Below are 12,257 nucleotides of genomic sequence, written 5' to 3'. Positions count from 1 at the left end.
CTCCCCAAGGACCCCCATGCCGGCTCTCACCCACGACGCACTCCTGGACCGCGCCAAGGCCCTGGACCTGCCCGACCAGCACCACATCGACGGCGCCGACGAACCCGGAGCGGGCCCCTCCTTCGCGGTCGTGTCCCCGCGCGACGGCAGCCTCCTCACCCGGGTCGCGGACGCGACCGCCGCCGAGGTCGACCTCGCCGTAGCCGCCGCCCGCCGCGCCTTCGACACCGGCCCCTGGCCCCGCCTCGCCCCCGCCGACCGAGGCCGTGTCCTGCTCCGCGTCGCCGAACTCCTCGAGGAACAGCGCGAACGGCTCGCCCTCACCGTCACCCTGGAGATGGGCAAGCCGATCAGCGACGCGTACGCCATCGAACTGCGCGCCGCCATCACCACCTTCCGCTTCTACGGCCAGCTCGCCGACAAGCTCACCGACGAGTCGCCGCACACCGCCGCGGACGCCCTGGCCCTGGTCACCCGGGAACCGACGGGCGTCGTCGGCGCCGTCGTCCCCTGGAACTTCCCCCTGACGCTGGCGAGTTGGAAGGTCGCCCCGGCGCTCGCCGCCGGCTGCACCGTCGTCCTGAAGCCCTCCGAGCTCTCCCCGCTCTCCGCCCTCCTGCTCGGCCGCATCGGCACGGAGGCCGGGCTGCCACCCGGCGTGCTCAACGTCGTCACCGGCGACGGACCGGCGGCGGGCCGCGCGATCGGCCTGCACCCGGACGTCGACGTGCTCGCCTTCACCGGTTCCACCGCCGTCGGCCGCCACTTCCTGCGCTACGCCGCCGACTCCAACCTCAAGCGGGTCTGGCTCGAACTGGGCGGCAAGTCACCGAACATCATCCTCCCGGACGCCCCCGACCTGGACCGGGCCGCCGCCACCGCCGCCTGGGGCATCTTCTTCAACCAGGGCGAGATGTGCACCGCCCCCTCCCGCCTCCTGGTGCACTCCTCGATCGCCGACCGCGTCACCGAGGCCGTCGTCGAGCGGGCCCGCACCCTGCGCGTCGGCGACCCGCTCGACCCGGACACCGAGATGGGCGCCCTGGCCGGCGAGCACCACCTGGGCCGCGTCCTGGACCACATCGGCACGGGCCGCGAGCAGGGCGCCCGCCTGCGCACCGGCGGCGACCGGATCCTCACCGGCACCGGCGGCACGTACCTGGAGCCCACCGTCTTCGACCGGGTCGACCCGGGCATGCGCCTGGCCCGTGAGGAGATCTTCGGCCCGGTCCTGACCGTGCTCGCCTTCGACGACCTCGACGAGGCCGTCCGCCTGGCCAACGCCACCGAGTACGGCCTGGCGGCGGGCCTGTGGACCGCCGACCTGTCGACGGCCCACCGGGCCGCCCGCGCCCTGAAGGCCGGCACCGTGTGGGTCAACTGCTACGAGGAGGGCGATCTCACCGTCCCCTTCGGCGGCATGAAGCAGTCCGGCAACGGCCGCGACAAGTCGGCGCACGCCCTGGAGAAGTACACCGACCTCAAGACCACCTGGATCCAGCTGTGAGACCCCTCATCGCCCTGCCCGCCCGCTTCGCCGCCACCACCTCCGCCCTGCGCTTCGCCGCCGAGGTCAACGCCCGGGCGCTGATCGAGGCGGTGTGGCGGGCGGGCGGCGAACCGGTGACCGTCCACCCGGCCGACCCGTTTGACGTGGCCGACCGTCTCGCCCGCTTCGACGGCCTGCTGCTGCCCGGCGGCGGCGACCTCGCCCCGCACCGCTACGGCGCCCCCGACACCCACGCCACCGTCTACGACGTCGACGACCTCCAGGACGCCTTCGACCTCGCGGCGGCCCGCACCGCCCTCGACACGGGCCTGCCCCTGCTGGCGGTCTGCCGTGGCCTCCAGGTCGTCAACGTCGCCCTCGGCGGCACCCTGGAGCAGGACATGGGCGGCCCCGACCGCGACCACCGGCACCGCGTGCACCCGGTGCGGATCGCGCCGGGCACACTCCTCGCGGCGGCCGTCGGCCAGGAGAAGGCGGACGTCTCCTGCTACCACCACCAGCGCGTCGACCGGCTCGGCGCCGGCCTGACGGTCACCGCCACGTCCGCCGACGGCACGGTCGAGGCGCTCGAGCTTCCCTCCGCACGGGGCTGGTGCACGGCCGTGCAGTGGCACCCGGAGGACACCGCCCACCAGGACCCCGCCCAGCAGGGTCTGTTCGACGCCCTGGTGTCGGCGGCGCGCTGACGTCAGAGCCGCTCGGCGGCCTCGACCACGTTGGTCAGCAGCATGGCCCGGGTCATCGGCCCCACCCCGCCGATCGGCGGCGCGAAGGACCCGGCGATGTCACCGACGTCCGGGTGCACGTCACCGAGGACACCCTCGACCGTGCGGGTCAGGCCCACCGAGAGGACCGTGGCGCCCGGCTTGATCCAGTCCGGCCTCACCAGGTGCGCCACACCGGCGGCGGCCACCACCACGTCCGCCTCCCGGGCGTGCGCGGCCGTGTCCTGGGTGGCCTCGTGGCACAGGGTCACCGTGGCGTGCTCGGTGCTGCGGGTCAGCATCAGCCCCAGCGGACGGCCCACCGTGACACCGCAGCCGATCACGCAGAACTGCTGGCCGGTGATCGCCACGTGGTTGCGGCGCAGCAGGTCGATGATGCCGCGCGGGGTGCACGGCAGCGGCCCCGGTATGCCCAGCACCAGCCGGCCCAGGTTCGTCGGGTGCAGCCCGTCGGCGTCCTTGAGCGGGTCGATCAGCTCCAGCACGGCGTGGGTGTCGATGTGGGCGGGCAGCGGCAGCTGCACGATGAACCCCGTGCACGCCGGGTCGGCGTTCAGCCGCAGCACCGCGGCCTCCACATCGGTCTGCGAGGCGTCGGCGGGCAGCTCCACGCGGATCGAGGCGATGCCGACCTGCGCGCAGTCCCGGTGCTTGCCGCCCACGTACGAGCGGCTGCCCGGGTCGTCGCCGACGAGGATCGTGCCCAGCCCCGGGGTGATGCCGCGCTCCTTCAACGCCTGGACGCGGAGAGCGAGTTCGTTCTTGATGTCGGCCGCTGCGGCCTTGCCGTCGAGGAGTGTCGCGGTGGTCACGGGAGGCAGGAGCCCTTCGGGAGAAGAGAGACAGACGGTCCTGTCATCGTACGACCCGCTCGCGCCCGCCGATCTCAGGACCGGGGCCGGCGCCCGCTGCGACGCGGCGCCGGCTCCGCCCCGTCGAGCAGGGCCCGGCGGCGCTCCTCGCCGTGCTCCTCGACCTGGAGCACGATCCGCCGCAGCGCGTCGGCGACGGCGCCGCACTCGTCGTCGGAGAGCCTGCTGGTGACGAACGCCTCCTCCTCGTTGAACTCGGGGAACAGCCGCACCATCAGCTCCTCGCCCTTGTCGGTGAGGCTCAGCAGCACCAGCCGGCCGTCGGTCGGATGCCCGGCCCGCCGCAGCAGCCCCCGCGACTCCAGCGTGCGGGCCACCCCGGTGAGCGTGCCCTTGGAGATGCCGGCCTCCTCCGCCACGTGCCGGGTCTCCGACTCGCCCCACACCCACACGACCCACAGCACCACGAACGCCGTCCAGGTCAGGTCCGAACCGCGCAGGACGGAGTTCTCGACGTGCTGGCGCACCGCCGAGGCGGCGCGGTGGATGTTCGCCACGGCAGCCATCTGCTCCCGGCGGATCGGGATCCCGCCGAGCTTCGCCGAGGCGAGCCTCTCGGCTTCGGTGATGGAACGCTGGCCGGGCACGGGCGGCTCCTTCGCATGGCTTCCCCCGGAGGCCGTCACCGGACCCCGAGTCGTTCGGCCTCAAATTGTACGGAGGCCGGGGCCCGCGCGAGACCGCCCACGGGTTCCGCGTACGCTTCCCGCACCGCACAACCGCCGAGGAGCCCGCATGCCCGCCGCCCGCCCCCGCCTCCTCTACGTCACCGACCTGGCGTACCCGGCCCGCGGGCGCCGCTACGGCGACGAGGACGTCCTCCTCACCTCCCGGCTGCGCACCGACTTCGACCTCGCCCTGTGCCACCCCCGGGACGCGGCCGCGCTGATGGACGCCTTCGACGCCGTCGTCGTCCGCAACAGCGGTCCCGTCCTCGGCCACCAGCAGGCGTACGACGCCTTCCGCGAGCGCGCGCTGAGTGCCGGAACCCGCGTCTACAACCCGCTCACGGGCCGCGCCGACATGGCGGGCAAGCAGTACCTCCTCGACCTGAGCGCGGCCGGCTTCCCCGTCATCCCCACCGTCGACCGCGCCGAGGACCTGCACCGCCTGCCCGAGACCGACCGCTACGTCGTCAAGCCCAAGCTCGGCGCCGACTCCATCGGCATGCGGACGGTCACCGCGGACGCCCTGCCCGCGCTGGCCGACGGCACCACCCTCGTCCAGCCCCGCGTCGACTTCGCCTACGAGGTCTCCTTCTACTTCGTCGACCACGACCTCCAGTACGCCCTGTACGCCCCGCACCCCGACCGCCGCTGGCAGCTGGAGCCGTACGACGTCACCCCGCGCGACGTGGAGTTCGCCCGCCGCTTCGTCGACTGGAACGGCCTGGCGCACGGCATCCAGCGCGTCGACGCCTGCCGCGCCCCCGACGGCGAGCTGCTGCTGGTGGAGCTGGAGGACCTCAACCCGTACCTGTCCCTGGACGCCCTCGACGACGCCGGACGGGACGCCTTCGTCGCCGCGATGACCCGTTCCCTGCACCGCTTCCTCGCCGGCTGAACCCAGCCGCGCCCGCGCACGTATCTCTCCCCGGGGACACGGGACGGAGGGAGAGCAGCGTGCCGACACCGGACGAACCGGGACAGCCGCACGAACGCCCGGTCCTGGAACCCATCCGGGTGCTCAGGCCGCGCAACACCGACGCCCTCGCGGACCTCTTCCGCGAGATGACGGAGGACACCGGCCCCTACGAAGCCGTCCGCGTGCCGGACCGGCAGCCGGGCAGGGAGGCCGAGACCGAGGAACTCCCGGCGGTGGGCCGGCGGAAGGCGCCGCGGGAGCGCGGCGCCGGACCGCATCGCGCCGCGGTCGCCTCGGTCGTCGTGCTCACGGCGGCGCTCGCCGGCTTCGCCTGTGCCCTGCTGCTGCCCGGCCGCGACCACGAGGCGGCCGCGCGGACACCCCCGGCGGCCACTCCCGCACCGGCCACCACCCCGGCCGGCCCGCCGCCCGCCACCACCGATCCCGACGGCGCCGGCACCCTTCGCGAGGGCGACTCCGGGCCCGAGGTCACCGACCTCCAGCAACGCCTGCGACGGATCCCGGACGTCTACGCCGACGGCCCCACCGACGGCCGCTACGACAGCGTCCTGACCGAGGCCGTGGCCCGGTTCCAGGTCTGGTACGGCATCCGCGGCGACGAGAGCGGCGTCTACGGCGACGACACCCGCCGTGACCTGGAGTCCCGCACCGGCTGAGGCGGCGGGCGCCGGACCGGCCGGCCTACCCGGCCGTCTCCTCCCCGTCCCGCGGGACCCGGATGTCGAGCACGCACACGTCGTCCCGCCGCTCGGGCTCCAGCATCGCGCCGAGCAGCCGCTCCAGCGGCGCGGGCCCGGCCGTCGCGGGCGTGGCGGCGGCGCGGGCGAGCCGCTCCAGGCCCCGGTCGATGCTCTCCGCGGGCCGCTCGACCAGCCCGTCGGTGTACAGCACCAGCCGGTCGCCGGGCGCGAGGCGGCACTCCGCCTCCTCGTAGCGCGGGGTGTCGCTCGCGCCGAGCAGCATCCCGAAGGGCCGGGCGAGGTAACGGGCCTCGCCGTCGCGCACCAGCAGCGGCGGCGGATGGCCCGCCTGCGCCCAGACCAGCCGCCGTTCGCGCCGGTTGTAGCGGGCCAGCACCATGGTCGCGGAGCCGTGCGGGTCACGGGAGTGCAGCAGCACGGCGTTGAGCCGGGCGAGCGCCCCGGTCAGCGACGAACCCGTGATGATCATGCCCTTGGCGGTGAAGCGCAGCAGGGCCATCGCGGCGACGGCGTCCATGCCGTGCCCGGCGACGTCGCCGACCACGAACAGGGCGTCCCCGTCGGGCAGTTCGATGGCGCTGAACCAGTCGCCGCCGACGTTGAGCCCGGACTGCGCGGGCAGATAGGCGATGTCGACCCGCAGCCCGGCCAGCCGGACGGGCTTCTTCGGCAGGGGCAGCAGCGCGTCCTGGAGCCGGGCGGCCACCGACCGCTCGGCCTGGAGCACGCCGTGCTGGGTGAGGATGGCCCGCTCGCTGGCGACGAGGGCGAGTTCGGCGTTGCGCTGCGCGGTCAGGTCCTGCACGAAGCCGTGCACCTCGACGGGCGTGCCGTCGGCGTCCGCGACCGCCTCGGCGACGGCCCGCAGATGCCGGATGCCCTGCCGGGTGACAATCCGGAACGGCACGTCGCACGGCCGTCCCTCCCGCACCAGCTCGCCGACGGCGCGGGCCACGACCGGTGTCTCCTCCGGCAGGGCCAGGGCGGGGAGCCGGGCGAGGGGCACGGCGCCCAGCGCGGGGTCGCGGTCGAAGATGGTGAAGACCTGGGAGGACCAGATCACCTCGCCGGTGACCAGGTTCCAGTTCGCCCAGCCCAGGTTGCCCAGCCGCTGCACGTCGGCGAGCCGCTGCTCCTGCCGGTCCGAGGGATCGTGCCGGACCCAGCTGACGACCAGCCCGTCGCCCAGCCTCGCCGCCCGTGCCGAGTAGGTGGCCAGCTCGCTGACCCCGGCCACGACCCGCTGCCGGGCGAACGGCTCGCTCTCGTACGGCTGTCCGGAGGCCAGCGCGTCCAGGCAGCCCTGCCACAGCGGCTCCCCGGTCACGGTCGGCCAGCACTCCAGGAAGCGCAGTCCGACCAGTTCACGGCCGCTGCGGCCGACCTCGTCGGACGTCCCGGCCGTGGCGGCGTCGATACGGAAGTCCTCGATCCGGCCCGAGGCGGAGCTCAGCGGGGTGAGCAGGACGGCGGCCGCGGGCAGCCGGTCGAACACGGTCTGCACGGCGTCCGCGTCCGCCCCGACGGCGTGGCCGTGCCGGGGACCGAACATGCGCAGCGGCCCGGCGCACAACCGGGCGGCGGCCAGCAGGTGGTGGCGCACCTCGGGGGTGAACGGGTCCGTCCGGCGCCGGAGTATCCCGAGGGCGACGTCGGCCGACGCCCCGGTGGCCACCGGCAGCCAGGCCCGGGTCGGCCACTGCTCGGACGGTTCCCCTATCAGCAGATACCGCTTCCGGTCCGCTTCGACGTCCTCCAGCCAGCGCGGCTGTCCGGCGTCGAGCACCTCCAGCGCGGGGATCCCGGTCAGCGGCGGCACGCGGCTCCACTGGCCGGCGAGCGCCTCGTCGATGCCGGCGTGTCCGACGAGGTCCAGTCCGCCGGAGGGCAGCCGCGTGAAGAGCAGCACCGCGTCGGCGCCGGTGTCCGGGGCGAGCTGCTCCAGCAGGCAGCGGGCGAGGTCCTGCGGACCGCCGACGCGGACCAGCGCCTGACCGAGCCGGCCCAGGGCGACGGCACGGGCTTCGGTCTCCGCCGGGGGACCGTCCAGGACGGCGTCGGCCGCGGCGGGCCCGGAGGCCGTGCGGCTGGGTGATCCCAGGCTGCCGAGGGTGATCCAGCACTCCTCCAGCACCGTCCGCCGCGCCTGCTTCGCCCGCCGCTCCAGCTCCTCCTGGGCGGCGTCCGGGGAACAGCCCGTCAGGGCCATCACGGCACCCTTGGCGCGCTCCAGCACGGCCGAGGTGGCCGCCAGATCCTGAAGCCGGTCCATCTCGGCGCGCTGGCGCGCCACGACCCGGGTCAGGGCCGCCATGTCGGGCACGGCTCCGGGCTCGGCGGGCCGGGCGGGTTCGCTCGTCACGCCACGAGCATGGCACACCGGTGGGCGATCGATCGCGGTCTTGCGCGGCAACGCTCTCGCCAGCGACGATGTCCGGATGGGGCCCCGGAACGGAGGGCGCCGTTCAGCGTCCCGAACCGCTGTCCACGAGGGCCTCGGTCACCGCGCGGACGCTGCGGGCGATGTGCTGGAGTTGCAGGACCTCGGCGGCGTACAGCTTGATCGTGTGCTCGATGACCGACTCGGGCATCCCGAGCCGCGGCAGGTCGGCGCGCGCGGTCTGCAGGGCGGTGCGCGCGACGCGGATCTCGTGCTGGACCTGGATCTGCGCGTGGCGGGCGAGCAGCACGGGGTGGCGCAGCAGTGCCGGGTAGCTCGCGTAGCGCGCGGGCACCAGCTCGCGCAGCCACTTGGCCGCGGAGCGCTCCCAGTCGTAGCTGCCCGGCGTCTTGACCTGGCACGGCCAGTCCGGGCTGATGCGCGTCGTCGTCAGGGGCATGATCATCGCTTCCGGGTGTGCGGCGTCGGGACGGGTGGTCCGACGTTGTGGGGCGGCCCCGGTCTAGGGGATGACCGGAGCCGCCACGGGCCCTCGCGCCGGCGAGGCCCCGGACTCCCGAGGCGCCGACGCGGGTAGGGGACGGCGGCTTCGGGTGCCCGTACTCGAGCCCTTGGCGGGCGGGTGCGGCCGTGAGCAGTATTTATATATGCCGACCCCTTTGCAAGACGTATGAAAACATTCATGCGCGAAATGTCGACAATGATCCGTCTGTGCGTTTTCGTGCAGGGGGGTGGACGGGACGGCTCACTCCCTCAGGAAGAACTGGTGCTCCTCGGCGATGTGTTCGTACTCCTCCAGGCGCGCCTGGGTGCGCTCCGGACCCGCGTCCGTCATCGCCTGGAGCAGCGCGGCCGCCATCACGCCGGGGGCCGCGTAGGAGTCGAAGACCAGCCGGGAGCCGGTGCCGGTGGCGAAGGTGACGTCGGCCTCGTCGGCCACCGGTCCCAGCGCCAGATCGGTCACCAGCGCCACCTTGAGGCCGGCGCTGCGCGCGACCCGTACCGCGGTCAGCGTCTCCTGCGCGTGCCGGGGCATCGAGAACGCCAGCACCCAGGTCCCGCCCGCCTCCCGGGACTGCAACAACGCGTCGTAGGCGACGCTGCCGCCCCGGGTCACCAGCCGCACGTCCGGATGGATACGGCGGGCGGCGTAGGCGAAGTACTCGGCCAGCGAGGCGGAGATGCGCAGGCCGAGGATGGTCAGCGGCGTCGACGCCGACAGCCGCCGGCCGACGTCGATGACCTGGTCGGGGTCGGCGAAGTCGCGGCGCAGGTTCTCCAGGTTCTCGATCTCCGCGTCGACCGCCGCCTGGAGCTCGTTGCTCCGGTTCACCTCGGCCGCCGCGGGACCGCCCGCGAGGGTGCCCAGCGCGATCGACTGGAGCTTCTCGCGCAGCGCCGGGTAACCGCTGAAGCCCACCGCGGCCGCGAACCGGGTCACCGAGGGCTGGCTGACGCCGACGCGGTCGGCGAGGTCGGTGATCGACAGGAACGCCGCCTCGGTGATGTGCTCGATCAGGTACTGGGCGATACGCCGCTGCCCCGGGGACAGATGGGGCCCGTCGAAGAGGGCCCGGAGCCGGGAGGTGGGGGACCCCTCCGCCTCCGGAGCGGTCTTGCCCGAGGTGATCGTGGTCGCCTGTGCGCGTGCCTGCTGAGGCGATGGCACCGGTCCTCCTCCTTTGTCTCCCACGACGCTCAACATAGCTCACGGCCCTGTTCCGCCCGGGCGCCGTGAGGGACGCCACGGGCGGTGAGCGGCGGGTTCGGCGACGACGCCGTCGGAGCGGGCGGGCGAGAGGGCGGGCGGGCGAGAGGGCCGGCCGGCCAGCCGGGCCGGCGGGCGGTGCGGGTGAGGGGTGGCCGGGAGCGTCGGGGGTGTGGGGTGGCCGGGAGCGTCGGGAGCGCCGGAGGTGTGGGGAGGAGCGGGGTGCCGGGCACCGGGTGGGGGAGTGGGGGGAGCCGGGTGGGGCGAGGGGTGGGTCGGGAGGCGCTGGGGGCGGGGCGAGGGGCGGCGGCTTCGCTGATCGCCTTTTCGTGGGCAGCGGGTCCGAGGGCCGGGCGCAGGGGGCTCGCGGTCGTTCCGTCCGGCGGTGGGGCCGGGGGCGGGAGCCGGTGGGCGGCAGGTCTGTCGGTCCGCCGCGCACCGGCTCCGGGGGGCTACCGCTTCAGGAGTCGCACCGACAGGCCGTCCGCCGTGTACACGGGCACGGCCCGCAGCGTGTCGGAGTTCAGCTCGACGCGGGAGAAGCGGCCGCGCAGTGCCGGGGCACCGAGCACGCGCACGGTGCTCCCGGCCGCCGGGGGCTTCTCCGGGTCGAGGCGCAGCGACAGCACGCTGCCCTCGCCCAGCACGACCCGCCGGGTCACCGTCAGGACCGCCTTGTGCCGGCCCGCGCGCAGCGTCGGCTCCAGCGTGCCGGCCTCCTGCGCGAACAGCCCGTGCACCTGGGCCGGCTCGTCGATCCGCACGGTCCCGCCCAGCACCCGCACGTCCCCGTGGCCCAGCGCGTGGGCGGACGCGCAGACCAGCACCCCGTCCTCCACCACGGTCCCGCCCGTGTACCGGTTGTGGCCGGTCAGGGTGAGCGTGCCGGTGCCCCGCTTCGTCAGACCGCCCCGGCCGTCGATGTCGTTGCGCCAGGCGTCGGCCGCGTGGAAACCGCCCGCGGACGCGTCCAGCGTGACCGTCACGTCGGAGTCGAAGGAGCCGTAACCGTCCGCCGCCGCGAACAGGTTGAGGCGGCCCCACTGCTCGAAGCCATCCAGCAGTACGTAGCCGGAGGGCAGCGCGGTCGTGCGCAGCACCTCACGGCGCTGGGCCGCGTCCAGGTACGGCAGCCGCGTCTCCAGCAGCACCTCGGCGCCCTTGGGCACGGTGAGGGGCTGGTCGCGGCCCTCCCGGGTGAGCACGTAGGTCAGGCGCGGCTCGACGGCTCGGGCGTTGGCTCGCCGGTCGGCGTAGGGGTCGCCCGCGTCGGAGTGGGCGTACGCGAACAGCGTGTCGGCCGTCGTGCCCGTCTTCTCGGTGAAGTACGCCAGCGCCTGGTCGCGCGCCGCCTTCTTCAGCCCGGCGTTGGCCGGGTCGGCGAGGGCGGCCGCGGCGAGGGCGGTGGCCATGACGCGGCCGCCGATGACGTCGACGGTGGAGTGCATGCCGGAGACGATTCGGGTGTGGCTGAGTTCGAAGGCGCGGGTCACCAGCTCCTGGAAGCGCTCCGGCACCGCGTACGCGAACGCCAGGGCGGCCAGGTGGATGGCGTTGGTGTGCCCGCTGGGGTAGCCGCCGTCGTCGGCGGGCGAGCCGCCGCGCTGGCGCAGCAGCTGCGGGGCGACGATCACGTTCGAGTCGTAGACCGGGAAGCCGAACGCGTCGGTCCTGCCGGTGTCGACGACCTGGCTGTCCTCGTTCATCCGCCACGGGCGCGGGTACTGGTAGGCGAACTTGCCGGGGTTGCTGGAGGCGAAGGGGCCGCGCACGGTGTCGACCAGCCTGGCGACCTGCCCGAGGTCCGAGGTGTGCGAACCCGCGCCGATGGCCGAACCGGCCGGGGCGTCGGCGGGCACGGCGTCGCTGATCGTGGTCGGGGGCGTGGTGTCCGGGGCGCTGGTGATCGAGGTGACCGCCCTGGCGCCCGCCTTGTAGAGGCCGGCGAGCGGGCCCAGGGCGGCGATCACCGAGTAGCTCTGGTGCTGGCGGTCGTAGAGGAACGCCTCCTTCGCCTGCGCCTCCGTGCGGGTGGCGGTGACGCGGGCGCAGTAGCGCATGTTGGCCCGCAGCACCTCGGGGCGCAGCGCTGTGCCGGTGTTCCAGGCGGAGCCGGTCTTCCAGACCTCGGCCATGCCGCCGAGGATCCGCACCACGGCGTTGGTCTCGGGCGTGAGGTTCGTCAGGACGTTCGTCCGGTAGTCGTCGACGAACGCGGCGGCGGCCGTCGCGGCCTTCGCGTCGGCGGCGCCCAGCCAGGAGACGAGGGTCGGGGCGGCGACCACGGCGGCGGAACCGCCCAGGGAGGCCTTCAGGAAGCCTCTTCTGTTCACGGCCGAGTGAGTGCGGTGCCCGGCGGGTGACGGCATGGTGTGCCTCTCGTGAGTTCTTCGGCCGTGCGGCCGGGGAGGACGTGGGATCCGGTGCGGTTCTGAAGGACTTTGACAAGCTGTGAGCCGGAAGGTGCGTACGAGCGAAGATCTACGGCCGGGGTGTGACTCGGCGGTGAGGGGCCGGCGGCCGTGGCGTGTCTCCCGGGTGAACGGGGGCGCGGGGGTCGTGGTGGATGCGGGTGCGGTGGGGGTTCCCGCGTGCGCGTGGGTGGGGGGGTGGGCCGGGGGCGTGGCGGTGCGGGGAGCCCGTCGCCGGTTGGGCGTACGGCTGCCTGCCGGCAGTGGGGGAACCTGGCTGTGCGGCGCTGAGCGACGGGCTGCGCCGCACCGCCATGACCCAAG

The 12,257-nt window shown here is 74.3% G+C and carries 10 protein-coding genes; 4 read left to right on the top strand and 6 right to left on the bottom strand.

Annotation, left to right across the window (positions count from 1 at the left end; genetic code table 11):
- Positions 1–16 precede the first annotated feature (16 nt).
- Positions 17–1,507, top strand: a complete 1,491-nt coding sequence (locus tag ACF1A1_RS11955) for an aldehyde dehydrogenase (protein WP_391999119.1) — start codon at positions 17–19, stop codon at positions 1,505–1,507.
- Positions 1,504–2,196: a gamma-glutamyl-gamma-aminobutyrate hydrolase family protein gene (locus ACF1A1_RS11950; RefSeq protein ID WP_391999118.1), complete on the top strand. Its 693-nt coding sequence runs from the start codon at positions 1,504–1,506 to the stop codon at positions 2,194–2,196. Before ACF1A1_RS11955 ends, ACF1A1_RS11950 begins: the two co-directional genes overlap by 4 nt.
- A 2-nt stretch (positions 2,197–2,198) precedes the next feature.
- Here ACF1A1_RS11950 and ACF1A1_RS11945 read toward each other — a convergent pair whose 3' ends face one another.
- Positions 2,199–3,047, bottom strand: a complete 849-nt coding sequence (locus tag ACF1A1_RS11945) for a bifunctional methylenetetrahydrofolate dehydrogenase/methenyltetrahydrofolate cyclohydrolase (protein WP_391999116.1) — start codon at positions 3,045–3,047, stop codon at positions 2,199–2,201.
- Between the two features lie 74 nt (positions 3,048–3,121).
- Positions 3,122–3,694, bottom strand: a complete 573-nt coding sequence (locus ACF1A1_RS11940; RefSeq protein ID WP_391999115.1) for a MarR family winged helix-turn-helix transcriptional regulator — start codon at positions 3,692–3,694, stop codon at positions 3,122–3,124.
- A 148-nt stretch (positions 3,695–3,842) separates the two neighbouring features.
- On the opposite strand from ACF1A1_RS11940, the gene ACF1A1_RS11935 reads away from it, so the two are divergent.
- Together ACF1A1_RS11935 and ACF1A1_RS11930 are read left to right on the top strand one after the other, a co-directional pair.
- Positions 3,843–4,670 (top strand): hypothetical protein, encoded by an 828-nt coding sequence (locus ACF1A1_RS11935; protein ID WP_391999113.1) that lies wholly within the window; start codon positions 3,843–3,845, stop codon positions 4,668–4,670.
- Between the two features lie 59 nt (positions 4,671–4,729).
- Entirely contained in the window at positions 4,730–5,368 is a 639-nt protein-coding gene (locus ACF1A1_RS11930; RefSeq protein WP_391999111.1) for a peptidoglycan-binding protein, read from the top strand.
- 25 nt (positions 5,369–5,393) lie between these two features.
- Here ACF1A1_RS11930 and ACF1A1_RS11925 read toward each other — a convergent pair whose 3' ends face one another.
- The 4 genes from ACF1A1_RS11925 to ACF1A1_RS11910 form a co-directional block, all read right to left on the bottom strand.
- Positions 5,394–7,727, bottom strand: coding sequence for a SpoIIE family protein phosphatase (locus ACF1A1_RS11925; RefSeq protein ID WP_391999615.1), 2,334 nt, complete (start codon positions 7,725–7,727; stop codon positions 5,394–5,396).
- Positions 7,728–7,878: 151 nt separating this feature from the next.
- The gene (locus tag ACF1A1_RS11920) at positions 7,879–8,259 is read right to left on the bottom strand and encodes a hypothetical protein (protein WP_365457383.1); all 381 of its coding nucleotides are present in this window, start codon (positions 8,257–8,259) and stop codon (positions 7,879–7,881) included.
- A gap of 300 nt (positions 8,260–8,559) precedes the next feature.
- Complete coding sequence (locus tag ACF1A1_RS11915; RefSeq protein WP_391999110.1) at positions 8,560–9,483, bottom strand: MurR/RpiR family transcriptional regulator; 924 nt, start codon at positions 9,481–9,483, stop codon at positions 8,560–8,562.
- A 491-nt stretch (positions 9,484–9,974) separates the two neighbouring features.
- Positions 9,975–11,891 (bottom strand): phosphatase PAP2 family protein, encoded by a 1,917-nt coding sequence (locus tag ACF1A1_RS11910; RefSeq protein WP_391999109.1) that lies wholly within the window; start codon positions 11,889–11,891, stop codon positions 9,975–9,977.
- Between the last annotated feature and the right edge of the window lie 366 nt (positions 11,892–12,257).

The organism is Streptomyces sp. NPDC014995 (assembly GCF_043080745.1).
Lineage (GTDB): Bacteria > Actinomycetota > Actinomycetes > Streptomycetales > Streptomycetaceae > Streptomyces.
Note: the sequence above shows the minus strand (reverse complement) of the source record. Positions and strands in the feature narration are given on the sequence as shown.

Bases quoted from the DNA above. Each gene is read 5' to 3' on its own strand.
- ACF1A1_RS11910 (WP_391999109.1), bottom strand. From the start codon at position 11,891: ATGCCGTCACCCGCCGGGCACCGCACTCACTCGGCCGTGAACAGAAGA.
- ACF1A1_RS11925 (WP_391999615.1), bottom strand. From the start codon at position 7,727: ATGGCGGCCCTGACCCGGGTCGTGGCGCGCCAGCGCGCCGAGATGGAC.
- ACF1A1_RS11955 (WP_391999119.1), top strand. From the start codon at position 17: ATGCCGGCTCTCACCCACGACGCACTCCTGGACCGCGCCAAGGCCCTG.
- ACF1A1_RS11935 (WP_391999113.1), top strand. From the start codon at position 3,843: ATGCCCGCCGCCCGCCCCCGCCTCCTCTACGTCACCGACCTGGCGTAC.
- ACF1A1_RS11920 (WP_365457383.1), bottom strand. From the start codon at position 8,259: ATGATCATGCCCCTGACGACGACGCGCATCAGCCCGGACTGGCCGTGC.